13 protein-coding genes and 2 rRNA genes are annotated in these 15,468 nt (G+C 67.5%); 13 read left to right on the top strand and 2 right to left on the bottom strand.

The annotated features are described in order from the left end of the window. Positions 1-19: 19 nt before the first annotated feature. The 8 genes from KV203_RS11100 (at position 20) to recN (ending at position 9,084) form a co-directional block, all read left to right on the top strand. Positions 20-3,170, top strand: a 23S ribosomal RNA gene (locus KV203_RS11100). 76 nt (positions 3,171-3,246) lie between these two features. Next, positions 3,247-3,363, top strand: a 5S ribosomal RNA gene (rrf, locus tag KV203_RS11095). A gap of 113 nt (positions 3,364-3,476) precedes the next feature. Continuing rightward, the gene (locus tag KV203_RS11090) at positions 3,477-4,310 is read left to right on the top strand and encodes a hypothetical protein (RefSeq protein ID WP_415640973.1); all 834 of its coding nucleotides are present in this window, start codon (positions 3,477-3,479) and stop codon (positions 4,308-4,310) included. Continuing rightward, complete coding sequence (locus KV203_RS11085; RefSeq protein WP_083530277.1) at positions 4,307-5,383, top strand: HAD-IIA family hydrolase; 1,077 nt, start codon at positions 4,307-4,309, stop codon at positions 5,381-5,383. Before KV203_RS11090 ends, KV203_RS11085 begins: the two co-directional genes overlap by 4 nt. Positions 5,384-5,401: 18 nt before the next feature. Further along, entirely contained in the window at positions 5,402-5,608 is a 207-nt protein-coding gene (locus KV203_RS11080) for a hypothetical protein (RefSeq protein WP_066473704.1), read from the top strand. A gap of 1 nt (position 5,609) precedes the next feature. Then, complete coding sequence (locus KV203_RS11075) at positions 5,610-6,428, top strand: TlyA family RNA methyltransferase (protein ID WP_066473706.1); 819 nt, start codon at positions 5,610-5,612, stop codon at positions 6,426-6,428. Next, positions 6,425-7,324, top strand: a complete 900-nt coding sequence (locus tag KV203_RS11070; RefSeq protein ID WP_066473708.1) for an NAD kinase — start codon at positions 6,425-6,427, stop codon at positions 7,322-7,324. The genes KV203_RS11075 and KV203_RS11070 overlap by 4 nt, the downstream gene beginning before the upstream one ends. Before the next feature lie 5 nt (positions 7,325-7,329). Further along, entirely contained in the window at positions 7,330-9,084 is a 1,755-nt protein-coding gene (gene recN / locus KV203_RS11065) for a DNA repair protein RecN (protein ID WP_066473713.1), read from the top strand. Positions 9,085-9,108: 24 nt separating this feature from the next. Here the strand turns inward: recN and KV203_RS11060 are convergent, their stop codons facing one another. Continuing rightward, complete coding sequence (locus KV203_RS11060; RefSeq protein ID WP_066473716.1) at positions 9,109-9,537, bottom strand: SRPBCC family protein; 429 nt, start codon at positions 9,535-9,537, stop codon at positions 9,109-9,111. 34 nt (positions 9,538-9,571) lie between these two features. After that, positions 9,572-9,733: a hypothetical protein gene (locus KV203_RS11055; RefSeq protein WP_157079925.1), complete on the bottom strand. Its 162-nt coding sequence runs from the start codon at positions 9,731-9,733 to the stop codon at positions 9,572-9,574. A 10-nt stretch (positions 9,734-9,743) separates the two neighbouring features. Between KV203_RS11055 and steA the strand changes: the two genes are divergently transcribed. Genes steA through xerD form a run of 5 tightly spaced genes read left to right on the top strand, consistent with a single transcriptional unit; the run spans position 9,744 to position 15,371 of the window. Continuing rightward, a complete protein-coding gene (steA, locus tag KV203_RS11050; RefSeq protein WP_066473719.1) occupies positions 9,744-10,928 on the top strand; it encodes a putative cytokinetic ring protein SteA in 1,185 nt (394 codons plus the stop codon). Positions 10,929-10,971: 43 nt separating this feature from the next. Further along, on the top strand, positions 10,972-11,958 hold the full coding sequence (locus tag KV203_RS11045) for a copper transporter (protein ID WP_066473884.1): 987 nt from the start codon (positions 10,972-10,974) through the stop codon (positions 11,956-11,958). A 59-nt stretch (positions 11,959-12,017) separates the two neighbouring features. Beyond that, positions 12,018-13,748, top strand: coding sequence for a CTP synthase (pyrG, locus tag KV203_RS11040; protein WP_066473720.1), 1,731 nt, complete (start codon positions 12,018-12,020; stop codon positions 13,746-13,748). Continuing rightward, a complete protein-coding gene (locus KV203_RS11035) occupies positions 13,745-14,419 on the top strand; it encodes an NUDIX domain-containing protein (RefSeq protein ID WP_066473721.1) in 675 nt (224 codons plus the stop codon). Before pyrG ends, KV203_RS11035 begins: the two co-directional genes overlap by 4 nt. Positions 14,420-14,429: 10 nt before the next feature. Next, entirely contained in the window at positions 14,430-15,371 is a 942-nt protein-coding gene (gene xerD, locus KV203_RS11030; RefSeq protein WP_066473724.1) for a site-specific tyrosine recombinase XerD, read from the top strand. The last annotated feature ends 97 nt before the right edge of the window (positions 15,372-15,468 follow it).

The following is a 15,468-nucleotide window of genomic DNA, read 5'->3' as shown; positions in this document are numbered from 1 at the left end:
CGAGTAATGTTTTTTGTTGTTGTAAGTGTGTAAGAGCGTACGGTGGATGCCTTGGCACCAGGAGCCGATGAAGGACGTGGGAGGCTGCGATAAGCCTCGGGGAGCTGTCAACCGAGCTGAGATCCGAGGGTGTCCGAATGGGGTAACCCAGCACCAGTGATGTGGTGTTACCCGTGCCTGAATATATAGGGTGCGGGAGGGAACGTGGGGAAGTGAAACATCTCAGTACCCACAGGAAGAGAAAACAATTGTGATTCCGTGAGTAGTGGCGAGCGAAAGCGGATGAGGCTAAACCATGCGTGTGTGATACCCGGCGGGGGTTGCGCGTGTGGGGTTGTGGGGTTGCTTGTCTCATCACCGCTGTGGTGAGCGTCAGTGAGAAACCGTTGTGTTAACCGAAGTGGTCTGGGACGGCCCGCCAGAGTCGGTGAGAGTCCGGTAGGTGAAAACATGACGGCTGGCGTGAGTGATACCCGAGTAGCAGCGGGCTCGTGGAATCTGCTGTGAATCTGCCGGGACCACCCGGTAAGCCTGAATACTCCCTGGTGACCGATAGCGGACTAGTACCGTGAGGGAAAGGTGAAAAGTACCCCGGGAGGGGAGTGAAATAGTACCTGAAACCGTGCGCTTACAATCCGTCAGAGCTGGTGAATCCTTCAGTGGGTTGCTGGTGATGGCGTGCCTTTTGAAGAATGAGCCTGCGAGTCAGTGGCATGTGGCGAGGTTAACCCGGGTGGGGTAGCCGTAGCGAAAGCGAGTCCGAAGAGGGCGTTCGTTCCAGTGATGGGATGTCAGTCGCGTGTTCTGGACCCGAAGCGGAGTGATCTACCCATGGCCAGGGTGAAGCAGCAGTAAGATGTTGTGGAGGCCCGAACCCACTTAGGTTGAAAACTGAGGGGATGAGTTGTGGGTAGGGGTGAAAGGCCAATCAAACTCCGTGATAGCTGGTTCTCCCCGAAATGCATTTAGGTGCAGCGTCGCGTGTTTCCCACCGGAGGTAGAGCTACTGGATGGTCTAGGGGGCCTACAAGCTTACCGAAATCAGCCAAACTCCGAATGCCGGTGGGTGAGAGCGTGGCAGTGAGACTGCGGGCGATAAGGTTCGTAGTCGAGAGGGAAACAGCCCAGATCGCCGGCTAAGGCCCCTAAGCGTGTACTAAGTGGAAAAGGATGTGGAGTCGCGAAGACAACCAGGAGGTTGGCTTAGAAGCAGCCACCCTTGAAAGAGTGCGTAATAGCTCACTGGTCAAGTGGTTCTGCGCCGACAATGTAGCGGGGCTCAAGTACACCGCCGAAGCCGCGGCACTCACACGTTAGCTTGCTCCTGCCTTGCGGGGTGGGAGCCAGGTGTGTGGGTGGGTAGGGGAGCGTCCTGCATCCTGGGAAGCCACGGCGTGAGCCAGTGGTGGAGGGTGTGGGAGTGAGAATGCAGGCATGAGTAGCGAAAGACGAGTGAGAAACTCGTCCGCCGAATGACCAAGGGTTCCTGGGGCAGGTTAATCCGCCCAGGGTGAGTCGGGACCTAAGGCGAGGCCGACAGGCGTAGTCGATGGACAACGGGTTGATATTCCCGTACCCGTGTATCCGCGCCCGATGGCGAATCATCTGTGCTAACCGCCCAAATCCTGATCGATCACCTTCGGGTGACGTGACGGGGCTGCGCGGGACCCTGGGTGTAGTAGTCAAGTGATGGGGTGACGCAGGAAGGTAGCTGGGCCAGTCGATGGTTGTACTGGTGTAAGCCTGTAGGGCGAATCGCAGGTAAATCCGTGGTTCATACAGCCTGAGAGGTGACGCGTAGCCGAATGAGGCGAATTCAGTGATCCTATGCTGCCGAGAAAAGCCTCTAACGAGTTGATACACGGCCCGTACCCCAAACCGACACAGGTGGTCAGGTAGAGAATACCGAGGCGATCGAGAGAACTGTGGTTAAGGAACTCGGCAAAATGCCCCCGTAACTTCGGGAGAAGGGGGACCACGTCTGGTGAACACCCTTGCGGTGGGAGCTGGGTGTGGTCGCAGAGACCAGAGAGAAGCGACTGTTTACTAAAAACACAGGTCCGTGCGAAGTCGTAAGACGATGTATACGGACTGACGCCTGCCCGGTGCCGGAAGGTTAAGAGGACCGGTTAGCCCGTGAGGGCGACGCTGAGAATTTAAGCCCCGGTAAACGGCGGTGGTAACTATAACCATCCTAAGGTAGCGAAATTCCTTGTCGGGTAAGTTCCGACCTGCACGAATGGCGTAACGACTTCTCTGCTGTCTCAACCACAGACTCGGCGAAATTGCATTACGAGTAAAGATGCTCGTTACGCGCGGCAGGACGAAAAGACCCCGGGACCTTCACTACAGCTTGGTATTGGTGTTCGGTACGGTTTGTGTAGGATAGGTGGGAGACTGTGAAACCCGCACGCCAGTGTGGGTGGAGTCATTGTTGAAATACCACTCTGACCGTAGTGGACATCTAACCTCGGACCCTGATCGGGTTCAGGGACAGTGCCTGGTGGGTAGTTTAACTGGGGCGGTTGCCTCCCAAAATGTAACGGAGGCGCCCAAAGGTTCCCTCAGCCTGGTTGGCAATCAGGTGTCGAGTGCAAGTGCACAAGGGAGCTTGACTGTGAGACAGACATGTCGAGCAGGGACGAAAGTCGGGACTAGTGATCCGGCACCCACGTGTGGAAGTGGTGTCGCTCAACGGATAAAAGGTACCCCGGGGATAACAGGCTGATCTTCCCCAAGAGTCCATATCGACGGGATGGTTTGGCACCTCGATGTCGGCTCGTCGCATCCTGGGGCTGGAGTAGGTCCCAAGGGTTGGGCTGTTCGCCCATTAAAGCGGCACGCGAGCTGGGTTTAGAACGTCGTGAGACAGTTCGGTCTCTATCCGCCGCGCGCGTAGGAAACTTGAGGAAACCTGTCCCTAGTACGAGAGGACCGGGACGGACGAACCTCTGGTGTGCCAGTTGTTCCGCCAGGAGCACCGCTGGTTGGCCACGTTCGGAAGGGATAACCGCTGAAAGCATCTAAGCGGGAAGCCCGTTCCAAGATGAGGTTTCCCCACCCCTTAGAGGGTGTAAGGCCCCCCACAGACCATGGGGTTGATAGGCCAGAACTGGAAGCTCAGCAATGAGTGCAGGTGACTGGTACTAACCGGCCGACAACTTACAACACACATATACGTCCACTGCCCAGTATCTGAAACAACACCCCACCACCGCACAACGCGGAACCGTTGTTTCACCCCGTTACGGCGGCCACAGCGACAGGGAAACGCCCGGACCCATCCCGAACCCGGAAGCTAAGCCTGCCAGCGCCGATGGTACTGCACCCGACAGAGTGTGGGAGAGTAGGACACCGCCGAACACCCCTTCACCCCGCGAGGCCCTCCAGAAACCTGGAGGGCCTCACGGCATTCGAAATGCTTATGGTCTTTCGAAGGCAGACCGTCTACAGATGTCGAACAGAACAGGGGAGTCGTGGTGCCCAGCGACGAGCGGAGAAATTTCCGCGGCGGTTCGGCAGGCGGACGCCCGTCGGGCCCACGGACCGGTGGGCGGCCGGGATCGCGGCCCGGTCCGAAGGCATCGGACGAGCGCCGAGCGCCACGTCCGCCCGAACCCGAGCTCCCGGATGATGCCTCGGCAGACGAGTTGCCGGCCGAGATTCGTCGCGACCTGCTGTCGCTGGACCGAAACAATGCCGACACCGTGGCGCGGCAACTGCTGATGGCCGGCCGGTTGCTCGACGACGACCCGGCGGCCGCGTTGGAGTACGCACGGGCAGCTCGCCGTCGCGCGGGCCGGATTGCGGTGGTTCGGGAAACCGCCGGTGTAGCTGCGTATCACGCCGGCGAGTGGGCGGAAGCTTTGGCCGAGCTACGCGCCGCCCGCCGGATGGCGGGTGGCAATACGTTGCTCTCGGTGATGGCCGACTGCGAGCGTGGGCTCGGCCGCCCGGAACGGGCGATCGAGTTGGTCCGCAGTCCGGAGGGCCGTTCGTTGACCGGCGACGAAGCGATCGAGTTACGGATTGTCGAGGCCGGCGCGCGACTCGACCTGGGGCAGCCGGATCAGGCGGTGGTGGTGTTGCAGACCCGCGACCTCGACCCGGCGCGGACCGGGTCGACTGCGGCGCGGCTGTTCTACGCCTACGCCGAGGCGCTGGTCGCCGCAGGCCGGTCGGCCGACGCGCTGACCTGGTTTCTCAATGCGGCGGCGGCCGACACCGAGGGTGTCACCGACGCCGAAGAGCGAGTTGCGGAATTCGCCGAAGGCACTGAAAGCGCTGAAAGCACCGGGGAGAGTTCGTGATCCTGCGCGCTGGATACGACGCGCTACTGCTGGACCTGGACGGCACACTGTACGTCGGCGCACACGCGGTGCCCGGTGCGGCAGCGGCGTTGGCCGGGGATATGGTCGAAGGCTCGGGGCAGCGGCTGTTGTATGTGACCAACAACGCCAGCCGGGGACCCGAGACGGTTGCCGAGCATTTGCGTGAGCTCGGTTTTCCGGCGATCGCGGACGATGTGGTGACCAGTGCGCAGGCCGCCGCCGGCGTGCTGGCCCGGCGCTTGGCGCCGGGGTCGGCGGTGCTGGTGGTCGGCACCGACGCGCTGGCTGCCGAGATTGCGGCGGTGGGTTTGCGCCCGGTGCGCAGTGCCGACGAGCGGCCGAAGGCGGTGGTGCAGGGCCACAATCCGGATACCGGGTGGGCGATGCTGGCCGAAGCGTCGTTCGCCATCCGGGCCGGCGCCGATTGGGTCGCGACGAACACCGACGCCACGTTGCCGACCGAGCGCGGGCTCGCGCCGGGAAACGGGTCGATGGTCGCGGCGGTGCGCGCGGCGACCGATCGCAGTCCCGACGTCGCCGGTAAGCCGGCTCGTCCGATCATGATCGACTCGCTGAACCGGGCCGGTGCACAGCGCGCCTTGGTCGTCGGAGACCGCTTGGATACCGACATCGCGGGAGCCAACGCCGCCGAGGTGGATTCGTTGTTGGTGCTGACCGGCGTATCGACCGTTCGCGACCTACTCCGGGCGCCGGTCGAGCAGCGACCGAGTTTCGTCGCGTTCGCGCTCGATGCGATCAACCGCCCGATCGAGCGCGCAGCCGCGGCCGGCCGGGCCGGCTGGCGAGCCGAGTTCGACGGAACGGATGTGCTGCTCAGCCGGTCGGGCGGCGTGGAGTCGGCCGCCGACGGGTTGGGTGATGACGCTGCCGGACTTGCGGCGGCGGTCGCTACGGCGTGGGCGAACCCCGAGTTCGGCGAGTTGCGGCCGCTCGGGCCGGCGGCGGCAGCCGCCTTGCGGCGCTGGGAGGAACGGACCGTGCTGGCCGGACCGGCGGTCCCGCTCGTTCCGGGCACCACCGAGATCGGCTAGCGTGGCCGTGTGACGTCCATGCCCAAACCCGGGCCCAAACCCGGACAGCACCTGGCCGGCGGTACCGGGTTCGCCGACCCCGAACAGATCCGGGACGACATCGCGGCGCTGCTGGCCGGTCTCGACGCCGAGGACGGCCGGCATTCGCTGGCCGACCGCACTCGCGTGTTGGAGCGGGCGCACGACCTGTTGGTCGAGGCGCTGGCCACGGTGGACAAGATCTGAGGTGGCCCGGCGCGCGCGGGTCGACGCCGAACTGGTGCGGCGCGGAATGGCCCGATCCCGGGAGCACGCGGTCGAGTTGATCGGTGCCGGCCGGGTTCTGATTGCCGGTGCCGTGGCCAGCAAGGCGGCGACGGCGGTCGAGGTGGGCACCCCGTTGGTGGTTCGGCCGGCGCCGAACGGCGACATGGAGTGGGCGTCCCGGGGTGCGCACAAGTTGCTCGGTGCCCTGGCGGCCTTCGAGCCGGCCGGCCTCCGGGTTGCCGGACGCCGGTGTCTCGACGCCGGCGCCTCGACCGGTGGGTTCACCGACGTGTTGCTGCGGCGCGCGGCTCGTGCAGTGGTCGCGGTCGATGTCGGGTACGGCCAGCTGGTCTGGCGGTTGCGCAACGATCCCCGGGTTCAGGTGCACGACCGGACCAATGTGCGTGCGCTGACCGCCCCGGAGATCGGTGGCCCGGTCGATCTCGTCGTCGCCGATCTGTCGTTCATCTCCCTCGGCTTGGTCCTGCCCGCGTTGACCGGTTGCGCCGGGCCGGACGCGGACCTGTTGCCGATGGTCAAACCGCAGTTCGAGGTGGGTAAGGATCGGGTCGGCGCGGGCGGGGTGGTACGGGACCCGCAGCTCCGCGGCGCGGCTGTCTGCGGGGTGGCCGACACCGCGGCGGGACTCGGGCTGCACGTCCACGGCGCGGTGGCCAGCCCGCTGCCGGGACCGTCCGGCAATGTCGAGTACTTCCTGTGGCTGCGCCGCGAGCCGCCCGTAGACGGTATCGGGCCGGCCGAGCGAATTGCCGCGGCCGTGACGGCGGGACCGGCATGACCCGGGAGATCTTGCTGGTATCGCACACCGGCCGGACCGACATCGCCGAGACCGCTGGGCGCGTTGCCCGTTCGTTCGCCGCGGCCGGAATCGGCCTCCGGGTACTCGGCGGTGAGCTCGACCGGTCCGGCGTGGCTGCGGGGTGCGGGGTGCAGCCGACCGCGGTCGACCCCGGGCCGCACGCCGCTGCCGGCTGCGAGATGGTGCTGTGCCTCGGCGGCGACGGGACGTTCCTCCGCGCGGCCGAGCTGGCCCGGCCGTCGGACACCCCGGTGCTCGGCATCAATCTCGGCCGGATCGGGTTCCTCACCGAGGCGGAGGCGGAACACCTCGACGATGCGTTGGCGCAGGTGATTCGGCAGGATTACCAGGTGGAACCGCGGATGACGGTCGACGTGTCGGTGCGCCGCGACGACGAGGTACTCGGTCGCGGCTGGGCGTTGAACGAGGCCAGCATCGAAAACGAGTCCCGACTGGGGGTACTCGAGGTCGTGCTCGAGGTGGATGGACGGCCGGTCTCCGCGTTCGGTTGCGACGGCGTGTTGATCGCCACTCCCACCGGGTCCACCGCGTACGCATTCTCCGCCGGCGGCCCGGTGGTGTGGCCGGAACTGGAAGCGCTGCTGGTGATCCCGAGCAACGCCCACGCCTTGTTCGCCCGGCCGTTGGTGACCAGCCCGGCGTCGGTGATTGCGGTGGAGACCGTTGCCGCCGGGCACGACGCGGTGGTGTTCCTGGATGGTCGGCGCACGCTCGAGCTGCCCCGCGGCGGACGGGTCGAGGCGGTCTGCGGCGAGCGTCCGGTGCAGTGGGTGCGGCTCGATTCGGCACCGTTCGCGGACCGGATGGTGCGTAAGTTCGATCTGCCGGTGACCGGCTGGCGGGGAAGGGCGTAGTCGGCGTGCTGGAAGAGATCAGGATCGAGGGTCTCGGCGCCATCTCCACGGCGTCGGCCCGATTCGACGCCGGATTCACCGTGCTCACCGGCGAGACCGGTGCCGGTAAGACGATGGTGGTGACCAGCCTGCACCTGCTCGGCGGTGCCCGCGCGGCCAGCGATCGGGTGCGGGCGGGGGCGAAGCGGGCGGTTGTGGAAGGCCGGTTCGGCACCGAGGATGTGGCGGTCGAGCTGCGTTCCGAGCTGGACCGGATGTTGGACGAGGCGGGGGCCGGCCGGGACGATGACGACAGCGTCATCGTCGCTCGCACGGTCACCGCCGACGGTCGTTCGCGGGCGCACCTGGGTGGGCGAGGTGTTCCGGCGGGTGTGCTGGCCGAGTTCACCGCCCCATTGCTGACGGTGCACGGCCAGCATGATCAGCTCCGGTTGCAACGCGCGGACGAGCAGCGCCGGGCATTGGACCGGTTCGCCGGCGGTCCGGTCGCCGATCTGTTATCGCAGTACCGCTCGGTTCGGGCCGAGTGGACCCGTACCCGGCGCGAGCTGACCGAACGCACCGAACGCGCGCGCGAGCTGGCCTTGGAGGCGGACCGGTTGCAGCAGTCGTTGCTGGAGATCGACGCGGTGGCGCCGGAACCCGGCGAGGACGTGGCGCTGGTCACCGAGGTTCGTCGACTGAGCGAGCTGGACACGTTGCGCGATGCCGCGACGGCGGCGCACCTGATGCTGACCGGTGACGACAGTGGTGCAGCCGATTCCGGCGGGGTACTCGACCTGCTCGGCACCGCCCGCGCCCGGCTGGACGGCACCGACGACCCGGCGTTGACCGAACTGGCGCCCCGGCTCGGTGAGGCGATCGCGATCGCGGTCGACGCTGCCGGTGAACTGAGCAGCTACCTGGACGCGCTGCCCGCGGACCCCGGCGCGTTGGACCGATTGCTCGGTCGGCAGGCCGAGCTGAAGGCTCTCGTCCGCAAGTACGCCGCCGATGTTGCGGGCGTCTTGGAGTGGGCCGAGCGTGGTCGCGAACGCCTTGCGTCGCTGGATGTTTCGGTCGACGCGCTGTCCCGGTTGAGCGAGCAGGTCGACGCCGCGGGTGCGTTACTCGCCCGGCTCGCGGCCGACTTGTCCACGGCGCGGCACGATTCTGCGGCGAAGTTGGCCGAGGCGGTCAGCGGGGAACTCGGCGGTCTGGCGATGGGTGGTGCGCGCCTGCAGGTGCAGGTGCGGCCGGTGCCGGCCGCGGCCGGGGATGCGGCGGCACTGGTGGTCGACGGACATACGGTCACAGCCGGGCCGTTCGGCATCGACGAGGTCGAGTTCCGGCTGGCCGCGAGCGACGGCGGGCAGCCGCGGCCGATCGGGCGCACCGCGTCCGGCGGCGAGTTGTCCCGAGTGATGCTCGCGCTGGAAGTCGTGCTGGCCGACTCCGAACACGGTGCCACGATGGTGTTCGACGAGGTCGATGCCGGCGTCGGCGGCCGGGCGGCGGTCGAGATCGGCCGTCGGCTGGCTCGACTTGCCCGCACCCGGCAGGTGATCGTCGTAACCCACCTGCCTCAGGTGGCGGCTTTCGCCGACACCCATCTGGTGGTCGACCGGACCGACCGCGACGCCGCGAGTGTGGTCCGGACGCTGGCCGACGACCAGCGGGTGGTGGAACTGGCCCGGATGCTGGCCGGGCTGGACGACACCGAGACCGGCCGGGCGCACGCCGAGGAGCTGCTGGCGACCGCCCGGGCCGAACGCGGCTGACCCCGATTCCGGTGTCTGCGGGCGTCAGACCCGCTTCGCGGCTTCCCGGCGGGCGCCGGCGATCATGCCGGTGATCAATCCGCGCAGGAACTGTTTGGCGACGACGTTCGGGATCGGCAGGGACGGGTCCGAGTCCATCGTGTAGGTGACTTTGGTCCCCTTGGGCGAGTCGGCGAAGGTGATCTCGCCGGTGTGCCGGCGAACCGGTGCACCCCGCACGATCCGGTAGGCGATCCGGCGACCCGGATCCAGGTCGGTGATCTCTTCGCTTACCCCGACCTTGCCGATCCCCAGGAAGTGCACGGCACCGACGCCTTGGCGTTGGTTCAGGCCGGATCGGACCAGCTTGGTCGTCACCGGCAGGAAGTCGCCGTTGTTCTCCCGGTCGGCGAAGATTTCGTACACCACGTCCCGCGGGGCGGCGATTTCGGTTTCGACGGTGTAACGCGCCATGGTCGCGGATCTCCTCGGGGCCGGCGGATGTGGGTCACTGCAGTGCAGGCGGCAATGCGGTCGGGTGCGGCACTGCGGCCTGCACTGCCGTGTGTGTCGGCAGCATATCGGGGCGCGATGCGGCCGTGATGCCGGTGTGACAAAAGTTAATCATGTTGCGGCGCGCCTCCAGCGTGACGAGCGCATCCAAGATCATTATCGAAAACATGAAACTGACCGCGTTGCTGTCCCGTTCCGGGGACACGCTCCCCGGACTCACCGGCATCGCCCGAGTCGATCGCAACACCGCCCGCTTGCTCGGCCGAGTCGGTCCGGGCGACATCGTCGTGCTCGACGAACTCGATCTGGATCGGTTCACCGCCGACGCGCTGGTCGAAGCCGGTGCGGTCGCGGTGATCAACGCGTCCCCGTCGATTTCCGGTCGGTACCCGAATCTGGGCCCCGAACTGCTGATCGCCGGCGACATCACCCTGATCGACAGTGTCGGTCCGCAGGTCTTCAAGTCGGTCAAGGACGGCATGAAGATCCGGGTGTACGACGGCGTCGTCTACGCCGGAGAGAAGGAGCTCGCCGACGGCAACGAGCTCACCGACGATGCCGTCTCGGCGAAGATGATCGAGGCCCGCAACGGATTGGCGGTGCACCTCGAGGCGTTCGCCGGCAACACCACCGAGTTCATCCGGATGGAGAGTTCGCTGATCATCGACGGCGTCGGGGTGCCCGACGTCGGCGTCGAGCTGTCCAATCGGCATGTCGTGGTCGTGGCCGACGGCCCGGACCACGTCGCAGACTTGATGAGCATCAAACCGTTCATCAAGGAGTACGCGCCGATCCTGATCGGAGTCGGCGCCGGTGCGGACACGTTGACCAAGTTGGGCTATCGCCCCGACCTGATCATCGGTGATCCGGACGCGATCACCACGCCGACGCTCAAGAGCGGCGCGGAAGTGGTGTTACCGGCCGATCCGGACGGGCGAGCGCCCGGCCTGGAGCGGATCCAGGACCTCGGCATCGGCGCGGTGACGTTTCCGTCTTCCGCCGGTGCCGCGGACCTGGCGTTGTTGCTCGCCGACCACCACGGTGCCGCGCTGATCGTCGCGGTGGGGACCCCGGCGACCCTCGACGACTTCTTCGATCGCGGCCGGCGCGAATCCAACCCGGCCACGTTTTTGACCCGGCTCAAGGTCGGGACCAAGCTGGTCGACGGGAAGGCGGTCGCTACGCTCTACCGGGGCCGGGTCGCCGGCGGGGTGATCGCGCTGCTGGTCCTGGCCGCGTTGATCGCGGTGATCGTTGCCGTGCTGGTCTCGAACACCGGCGTCGAGGTGATCGACTGGCTGGTGGGCTGGTGGGATCGATTCACCGAATTGCTGCGCGGGCTGCCGCAGTGATCGGGGCGGCGATCGGATTGCCCGCGGCGATCGGGTGCCGGACGTGATATCGCTACGGCAGCACGCGGTCTCGATCGCTGCGATCTTCCTGGCGCTGGCGGTCGGGATGGTGCTCGGTTCGCAGACGCTGGCGTCGGGATTGCTGTCCGGGCTGCGCGACGACAAGTCGGATCTGCAGCATCAGGTCGACGACCTGCAGGGCACCAACAATCAGCTCACCCACGACCTGGCCGCCGCCGACGAATTCAACGCCGCGACCGGCGGCCGGGTGTTGCACGACGCGCTGGCGAACCGCACGGTGGTGGTGTTCAGCACGCCCGACGCCGACCCGGGTGACGTCGAGGGCGTGACCCGGGCGATCGTCGCGGCGGGGGGCACGTCGACCGGTCGGGTCGCGCTCACCCAGGCCTTCGTCGACCCGGCCGAGGCCGACCGGCTGCGGACCGCGGTGACCAACGTGGTCCCGGCCGGAGTGCAGCTGCGCACCGGAGCCATCGATCAGGGGAGCCTGTCCGGCGACCTGCTCGGTGCGGTGCTGCTGCTGCCCGACGGGCAACCGCCGCTGCCCGATCCGGATCGGGATCTGGTGCTGAACACCATGTCCAGCGGTGGCTTCATCACGTTCCCGGACGGACCGGCGCGGCCGGCGCAGCTCGCCGTGGTGATCACCGGCGGTGCCACGGCGCCGGACTCCGCCGGGACCGCCGACGGTAGTGCGGCCGACGGCAACGTGGGTGCGGTGGTTGCCCGGTTCGCTGCCGCGCTGGACGGGCGCGGCCTCGGCAGCGTGCTGGCCGGCCGGCTGGGTTCCGCACTCGGCAGCGGACCGATCGCGATGGTCCGGGCGGATTCCGCGCTCACCGCGGCGACGTCGACCGTGGACGACGTGAATCGGGCTGCGGGCCGGATCAGCACCGTCCTGGCGCTGCAGGAACAGGCGACCGGCGGATCCGGCCGATACGGCACCGGGCCGAAGGCGACCGCGGTGACGGTCGGTGCGGCGCCGGCCGGCGGGCAACCACCGGCCTGACGCGCGCGACGCCCGGCGCGGCCCGGCATCGATCGCGGCAGGTGTTACCGTGAAGTCCCGTGCAGCACCAACGCGATCGGTCCCGGATAGCGCCCAAGCACATCTTCGTCAGCGGGGGCGTCGTATCCTCGCTCGGCAAGGGTCTGACCGCGTCCAGCCTGGGGCAATTGCTCACCGCACGCGGTCTCCGGGTCACCATGCAGAAGCTCGATCCGTATCTCAACGTCGATCCCGGAACGATGAATCCGTTCCAGCACGGCGAGGTGTTCGTCACCGAGGACGGTGCCGAGACCGACCTGGACGTCGGTCATTACGAACGCTTTCTGGATCGAGACCTGTCCGGATCGGCCAACGTGACCACCGGCCAGGTGTATTCGGCGGTGATCGCCAAGGAGCGGCGCGGCGAGTACCTGGGCGACACGGTTCAGGTCATTCCCCATATCACCGACGAGATCAAGCGCCGCATCCTGGCGATGGGCGAACCCGGGGACGACGGTCACCGGCCGGACGTGGTGATCACCGAGATCGGCGGCACCGTCGGCGATATCGAATCGCAGCCGTTCCTGGAGGCTGCCCGCCAGGTCCGCCACGATGTCGGCCGGGACAACGTGTTCTTCCTGCATGTGTCGTTGGTGCCGTATCTGCGTCCGTCGGGGGAGCTGAAAACGAAGCCGACTCAGCACTCGGTGGCGGCCCTGCGCAACATCGGGATCCAGCCGGATGCGCTGATCCTGCGCTGCGACCGGGACGTGCCGCCGGGGCTGAAGGACAAGATCGCGCTGATGTGCGACGTCGACGTGGACGGCTGCATCTCCACGCCGGACGCCCCGTCGATCTACGACATCCCGCGGGTATTGCACCGGGAAGGTCTGGACGCCTACGTGGTGCGCAAGCTCGGCCTGCCGTTTCGCGACGTCGACTGGGCGGTGTGGGGTGGCCTGCTGGCTCGGGTGCACGAACCACGGGAGACGGTCGAGGTGGCTTTGGTCGGTAAGTACGTCGACCTGCCGGACGCCTACCTGTCGGTGACCGAGGCATTGCGGGCCGGTGGGTTCGCCCATCATGCCCGGGTGGTCGTCCGTTGGGTGCCGTCCGACGAGTGCGAGACCCCCGCAGGCGCGGCGGCGGCATTGCGCGGGGTGGACGCGGTATTGGTGCCCGGCGGGTTCGGTATCCGCGGCATCGAGGGCAAGGTCGGCGCGATCCGTCATGCCCGTACCCGGGGCGTCCCGCTGCTCGGACTGTGCCTGGGGTTGCAGTGCGTGGTGATCGAGGCCGCTCGCTCGGTCGGCCTGGCCGACGCGAACTCCACCGAGTTCGAACCGGATACCCCGCACCCGGTGATTTCGACGATGGCCGATCAGCAGCAGGCCGTCGCCGGCGAAGCCGATCTGGGCGGAACGATGCGGCTCGGCGCCTATCCGGCCGTGCTCGGGAAGGGCACCCTGGTCGCCCAGGCGTACGGCACCGATCTGGTGTCCGAACGCCACCGGCATCGGTTCGAGGTGAACAACGCCTATCGGGACAAGATCGCCGGCAGCGGTCTGCTGTTCAGCGGGACCTCGCCGGATGGGCAACTGGTCGAATTCGTCGAGTTGCCGACCACGACGCACCCGTTCTTCGTCGCCACGCAGGCGCATCCCGAACTGAAAAGTCGTCCCACCCGGCCACATCCGTTGTTCGCGGCGTTGATCGCAGCGGCGCTGCGGTACAAGGCGGCGGAGCGGCTGCCGGTGGATCTGCCCGGCCACGCCCCCGATACCGACGAACCCGGAACGGATATCGCATGACCGACCCGTCGAGCACGGAAACCGCCGGTTCCCGGCACGTCTTCGAGACCTTGGCGAGCGAGACGGTGTTCTCCGGCGGAATTCTCGCCTTGCGCAAAGACCAAGTGATGATGCCCGGCGGCAGCGTCGTCGAACGCGAGGTGGTCGAGCACCACAGCGCGGTCGCGGTGGTGGCGATCGACGATCGGGAGCGGGTGGTGCTGATCGATCAGTACCGGCACCCGCTGGGCCGGCGGTTGCTGGAGCTGCCGGCCGGGCTGCTCGACGTCCCCGGCGAGGATCCGGCGACCGCTGCCGCCCGCGAGCTTGCCGAGGAAACCGGTCTCGCGGCGGGCCGCTGGTCCGTGCTGGTCGACGTCGCGCTCTCCCCGGGTTTCATGGACGAGACGTTGCGGGTGTATCTGGCGCAGGATTTGAGCGTCACCGAACAGCCCGATCCGGAGCACGAGGAAGCCGACATCATCACGGTCCGCCTGCCGATCGACGAAGCGGTGCGCCGGACGCTGTCCGGCGAGATCGAGAACGCGACGGCGGTTGCCGGGCTGCTGGCATTCGCGGCGGTCCGATCCGGCGGGATCACCCCCCGACCGGCCGGTGCGCCCTGGCCGGGTCGACCGACCGCGTTCGACACGCGCAAGGCCGCCGAGGCCGCCGCCCGGGCCGGCCGCTGATTCGACCGCCGTGCTCGCCGACCAGCTCCGCGCCTACCTCGATCACCTTGCGGTGGAGCGCGGCGCTGCGGCCAACACGCTCAGCTCCTACCGCCGTGACCTGGATCGATACACCGCTCATCTGAGCGAGCACGGGGTCACCGAGCTGGCCCAGGTGACCGAGGCACACGTCGCCGATTTCGTGCGCCGGTTGCGCGGCGGAGACACGGCGACTCGCCGGCCGCCGCTGGCGGCGAGCTCGGCGGCACGCGCGCTGATCGCCGTTCGCGGCCTCCACCGGTTCGCGGCGGCGGATGGGATGACCGCGACCGATGTCGCACACGCGGTCAAGCCGCCGGCCCCGGGCCTGCGGCTGCCGAAATCGTTGCCGCTGGACGACGTGCTGGCCTTGTTGCACGGCGCGGGCGGCGACTCGCCGGCGGGCGGGCCGCGTGAGCTGCGGGACCGCGCGTTGCTCGAGCTGTTGTACTCCACCGGCGCTCGGATCTCCGAGGCCGTCGGACTGGCCGTCGACGATATCGACCTGACCGAGCGCTCGGTGATCCTGCACGGTAAGGGCGGTAAGCAACGCCTGGTGCCGATCGGCCGCCCTGCCGTCGCCGCCGTGGACAACTATCTGGTGCGCGGCCGACCGGTGCTGGCCGGCGCGCGGACCGGCCCGGTCGAGTCCGGGTACGCACTGTTCCTCAACGCACGCGGCGGCCGGCTGTCCCGGCAAAGCGCATGGCAGGTGCTGCAAACCGCGGCGGAGCGGGCCGGGCTGACCGCGCACGTCTCCCCGCACACGCTGCGGCATTCGTTCGCCACCCACCTGCTCGACGGCGGTGCGGACGTGCGGGTGGTGCAAGAACTGCTCGGCCACGCGTCGGTGACCACCACCCAGATCTACACGCTGGTCACCGTGTCGTCGTTGCGTGAGGTGTGGGCCGGCGCGCATCCGCGGGCCCGCTGAGGCCGACCCGGCTTCCCGTGCCGACGTCGGTCGTTCGGCGGATACCTGGGCCGCCGCCGGACGGCGACAATCGGGTATCGCATCGACGGGAGATCGC

Origin of the sequence: Skermania piniformis, assembly GCF_019285775.1 — a bacterium.
In the GTDB taxonomy this organism is placed as follows: Bacteria; Actinomycetota; Actinomycetes; order Mycobacteriales; family Mycobacteriaceae; genus Skermania; species Skermania pinensis.
The sequence above is the reverse complement of the archived record's forward strand: the minus strand, read 5'-3'. Positions and strand labels throughout refer to the sequence as shown.

Coding starts and splice junctions, on each gene's coding strand:
- KV203_RS11070 (WP_066473708.1), top strand. CDS start 6,425: ATGACCCGGGAGATCTTGCTGGTATCGCACACCGGCCGGACCGACATC.
- KV203_RS11055 (WP_157079925.1), bottom strand. CDS start 9,733: ATGATCTTGGATGCGCTCGTCACGCTGGAGGCGCGCCGCAACATGATT.
- steA (WP_066473719.1), top strand. CDS start 9,744: ATGAAACTGACCGCGTTGCTGTCCCGTTCCGGGGACACGCTCCCCGGA.
- KV203_RS11035 (WP_066473721.1), top strand. CDS start 13,745: ATGACCGACCCGTCGAGCACGGAAACCGCCGGTTCCCGGCACGTCTTC.
- KV203_RS11060 (WP_066473716.1), bottom strand. CDS start 9,537: ATGGCGCGTTACACCGTCGAAACCGAAATCGCCGCCCCGCGGGACGTG.
- KV203_RS11080 (WP_066473704.1), top strand. CDS start 5,402: ATGCCCAAACCCGGGCCCAAACCCGGACAGCACCTGGCCGGCGGTACC.